This is a genomic window from Streptomyces sp. FH025, from assembly GCF_017427025.1.
In the GTDB taxonomy this organism is placed as follows: Bacteria; Actinomycetota; Actinomycetes; order Streptomycetales; family Streptomycetaceae; genus Kitasatospora.
Window position 1 is genome coordinate 1 of sequence record NZ_JAFLNG010000761.1, and the last position, 3,463, is coordinate 3,463.

Below are 3,463 nucleotides of genomic sequence, written 5' to 3' on the forward strand. Positions count from 1 at the left end.
CCTCGGCGAGCTCCAGCAGGTCCGCGCCGAGCGTCGACGGCCCGAGGGAGAAGAGCCCGGCGGACGGGAGCGCCCGCGCGATCGGCCCGGCCGCTGCGGAACAGCGGCGCGGGTCGAACACCAGCGCCGTCGTCTCGACGAACGCGGCCAGCGCCACCAGCTCCTCCACCGGGCCGTCCGGGAACGGCATCGCCACCCGGCAGCCCAGCAGGTTCGCGGCCAGCCGGACCAGCAGCGCCTCGGGGCGGTTCCCGGAGAGCACGGTGACCCCGTCGCCACGGCCCAGGCCCGCCCGCTCCAGCGCGCGGGCCATCCGGTACACCGCGTCCAGGCAGTCCTGGGCGGTGAGCGCCTCGTCGCCGAAGCGCAGCGCCGTCCGGCCCCGGTCCAGCGCCAGCCCGTCCAGCACCATCGCGGTGTACGTCGGACCTGCCTCAGCCATGTTCTGACCGCCCTCCTGATGGGGCGTCAGCCTAGCGGGTGGTGGCCTCGCCCACCCACCGCGGGCGACCGGGCCGGCTCGCGGTCACGCGTCCCAGGCGACCGGGAGGCTCTTCACCCCGTGGATGTCCGCGATCTCCGGGCGCAGGTCGACCTCCGCGGCCGGTACGGCCAGGCGCAACGTGGGGAAGCGGTTCAGCAGGGCGGGCAGCGCGACCCGCAGCTCGATGCGGGCCAACTGCTGGCCCAGGCACTGGTGGACACCGTGGCCGAAGGCGAGATGGCCGCCGTCCTGCCGCCGGAGGTCGAGCACGTGGGGATCGGTGAAGCGCTCGGGGTCGCGGTTGGCGGTGTTGTACGAGAGCACGACCGTCGTGCCGGCCTCGATGGTCCGGCCTCCCAACTCGACGTCCTCCAGTGCCGTCCGCATGAAGGACTTGGCGACGCTCAGGTACCGCAGCAGCTCCTCCACGGCCCGGTCGGTGAGCGCTGGATCGGCGCGCAGCGCCGCGAGTTGCGTGGGGTTCTGCAACAGGGCGAAGGTGCCCAGTGCCAGTGTGTTCGCGGTGGTGTCGAACCCCGCCGAGAGCAGGATCAGTGCGATCCCCTGCAACTCCTCGGCGGTCAGGTCGCTGTTGGTGAGGTCGCTGAGCAGGTCGTCGGTGGGGTGGGCGCGCTTGGCGGCCACCAGGTGTGCGAGGTACTGCTGCGTCGCCGTGTAGGCCGCCATCAGCTCCTCCTCGCCCGTCTCCCCGTTGAGGAACGTCTCGATCTGCGCCTGGAAGGAGCCCCGCTCCTCGTACGGGACTCCCAGCAGCTCGCAGATGATGATGGCGGGCACGGGCTTGGCGAACGCGGTCACCAGGTCCGCCGGCGGCCCGGCCTGCTCCATGGCGTCCAGGCAGTCGGTGGTGATCTGCTCGATGCGCTCGGTGAGCAGCCGCATCCGCCGGGCGGTGAACTTGCCCACCAGCGGCTTGCGGTAACGCCCGTGCTGCGGCTCGTCCATGAGCAGGAACTCGCCGGGCGGCGCGGGGGGCAGCTCGAAGTCGACCACGTTCATCAGTTCCTTGCGCGAGCTGAAGCGCGGGTCCGCCAGGACGGACCTGACCAGGTCGTACCCGGTGATCAACCAGCCGGGCTTTCCGCCGGGGTGGGTGAAGCCGCTGATGGGGCCGTGCCGGCGGGCCTCGATCAGTTCCGCCGGCGGGTCGAAGGGACAGCCGGCCTGACGGGCCGTCGGAAGCGACGTGACGGCGTGCGGGGATTCGCCCATGACTGTTCCTCGTCTCGCGGTGATGTGCCTTCGGGATGTTTCGAAAGCTACGTTGCATTCATTTCGGAGTCAATCGTAGGAATCGTGCATTCCCAGGTCAGCACTGGGAAATTGATGCAACGACGCTGCGCTCGAACGCAACGATTCGTTGCAATGAATGTCGCCGAAGGCAATACTGGCGGAATGCCAGGAGGACGCTTGACCCAGCAGGAGCGCCAGCGCATCGCGGCCGGGCTCACCGACCGGCTCTCCTATGCCGAGATCGCCAGGCGGCTCGGGAGGCCGACCTCGACGATCAGCCGGGAGGTCGCACGCAACGGCGGCGCCGCCGACTACCGGCCCCAGCAGGCGCACCAGGAGACATCGCGCAGAGCGCGCCGCGGCATGCCGGCGTCCCGGCGCGCGGCCGGGCCGGCGGTCGACGCGATGGCGCAGGAGATCGTCGCGGCGGCGGTCAGGTCGGGGATGCCGAGAATGACGGCGCGCGTGCACATCGACCTGCTGCTGTCCGAGGAGGGCAGGCGCACCGCGGCCGAGCTGGCCCGCAGGCTGCGGGTCAGCCCGGCCTCCGTCTCCGTGGCCGTGAACCAGCTGGTCCAGGGTGGGTACATCCGCCGCGAGCGCGATCCGCAGCGGCGCCGCGACGTCTACGTGGTCGATGACGAGGCCTGGTACCACTCGATCGTGATCGGCGCGCAGCAGACGCTCGACACGGCGGAGGCCGCGGCGGCGGTCGTGGAGGCCCTCGGGCCCGACAGTCCTGCGGGGCGGCGGATGGTCAAAGCCGGCGCGTTCCTGGAGCGGGTCATCCAGGACATGATCGAGTCGGCCGATCGCTGGCGCGGCCTCCTGCTGTGACGGGTGTCCGCCGAAGCCCGGCGAAGCGGGTCAAGACGGCCGCCGGTCACCCCTGTTGTTCATGAATTGGTTCCCTCTCGTTCATCGTCTACAGTGACGCAGAACTTCTGCGGGAAACGTGGATGTTCACTCGTCGCCGTGGCGGTATTCGGTCGGAGCAGTCGGCCTGCCGGCGGGGCTCGACCCCGAAAGATCCCACCGATGACCAACTCCGCGATCCAGCTCGCCTTCGACGGCTCCGGCATCGACGGCTCGCTCTTCACCACCGTCACGGACTTCGCCCGCGACACGAAGTGGCTCAACTCCCCGCTCGCCCTGTGGACCAACGCGGGGCTCGCGGTGTTCGCGGTGCTCATGCTGATGGGCTGGTGGAGGGCTCGTCGCCGTGACACCCCGGCCATGACCCTCGCCCTGGCGGCGCCGGTGGCCGTCGTCCTCGCCTTCGGCGTCGCCGAGGTCGTGAAGAAGCTGGTCGCCGAGGCGCGGCCCTGCTACTCGCTGCCGCACGCCTACTTCGTCGACTCCTGCGCCGCGCCGAGCGACTACGCCTTCCCCAGCGGCCACTCCACCACGGCCTTCGCCACCGTGGCCGCCCTGTGGCTGCTGGACCGGCGCCTGTCGCTGATCGCCGTGGGCTTCGCGGTGTTCGAGGGGTTCACCCGTGTCTACCTCGGCGACCACTACCCCCACGACGTGCTCGGCGCGGCCCTGCTCGCCGTGCCCGTCGCCTACCTGACCAGCCGCGTCCTCGGCGGCATCGCCGTCCCCCTGGTGGCACGCCTGCGCGACGGCGCACTGGCACCGGTGCTCAAGGCCCCCCGCGGCGGCGCCCACGCCGCCCGCTGAGCGGCCTCCCGCGGTGCCTCGCGGTCGGCGGGCCGGGGGTTC

4 protein-coding genes are annotated in these 3,463 nt (G+C 71.3%); 2 read left to right on the forward strand and 2 right to left on the reverse strand.

Annotation, left to right across the window (positions count from 1 at the left end; genetic code table 11):
* On the reverse strand, positions 1-442 hold a 442-nt coding region (locus J0670_RS33395), incomplete at its 3' end, for an AMP-binding protein (protein WP_207815963.1).
* Positions 443-526: 84 nt separating this feature from the next.
* Positions 527-1,717, reverse strand: coding sequence for a cytochrome P450 (locus tag J0670_RS33400; protein WP_207815965.1), 1,191 nt, complete (start codon positions 1,715-1,717; stop codon positions 527-529).
* Between the two features lie 183 nt (positions 1,718-1,900).
* Here J0670_RS33400 and J0670_RS33405 point away from each other — a divergent pair, with 183 nt between their 5' ends.
* Positions 1,901-2,575 (forward strand): helix-turn-helix domain-containing protein, encoded by a 675-nt coding sequence (locus J0670_RS33405; protein WP_207815966.1) that lies wholly within the window; start codon positions 1,901-1,903, stop codon positions 2,573-2,575.
* 201 nt (positions 2,576-2,776) lie between these two features.
* On the forward strand, positions 2,777-3,421 hold the full coding sequence (locus J0670_RS33410) for a phosphatase PAP2 family protein (RefSeq protein WP_207815972.1): 645 nt from the start codon (positions 2,777-2,779) through the stop codon (positions 3,419-3,421).
* The last annotated feature ends 42 nt before the right edge of the window (positions 3,422-3,463 follow it).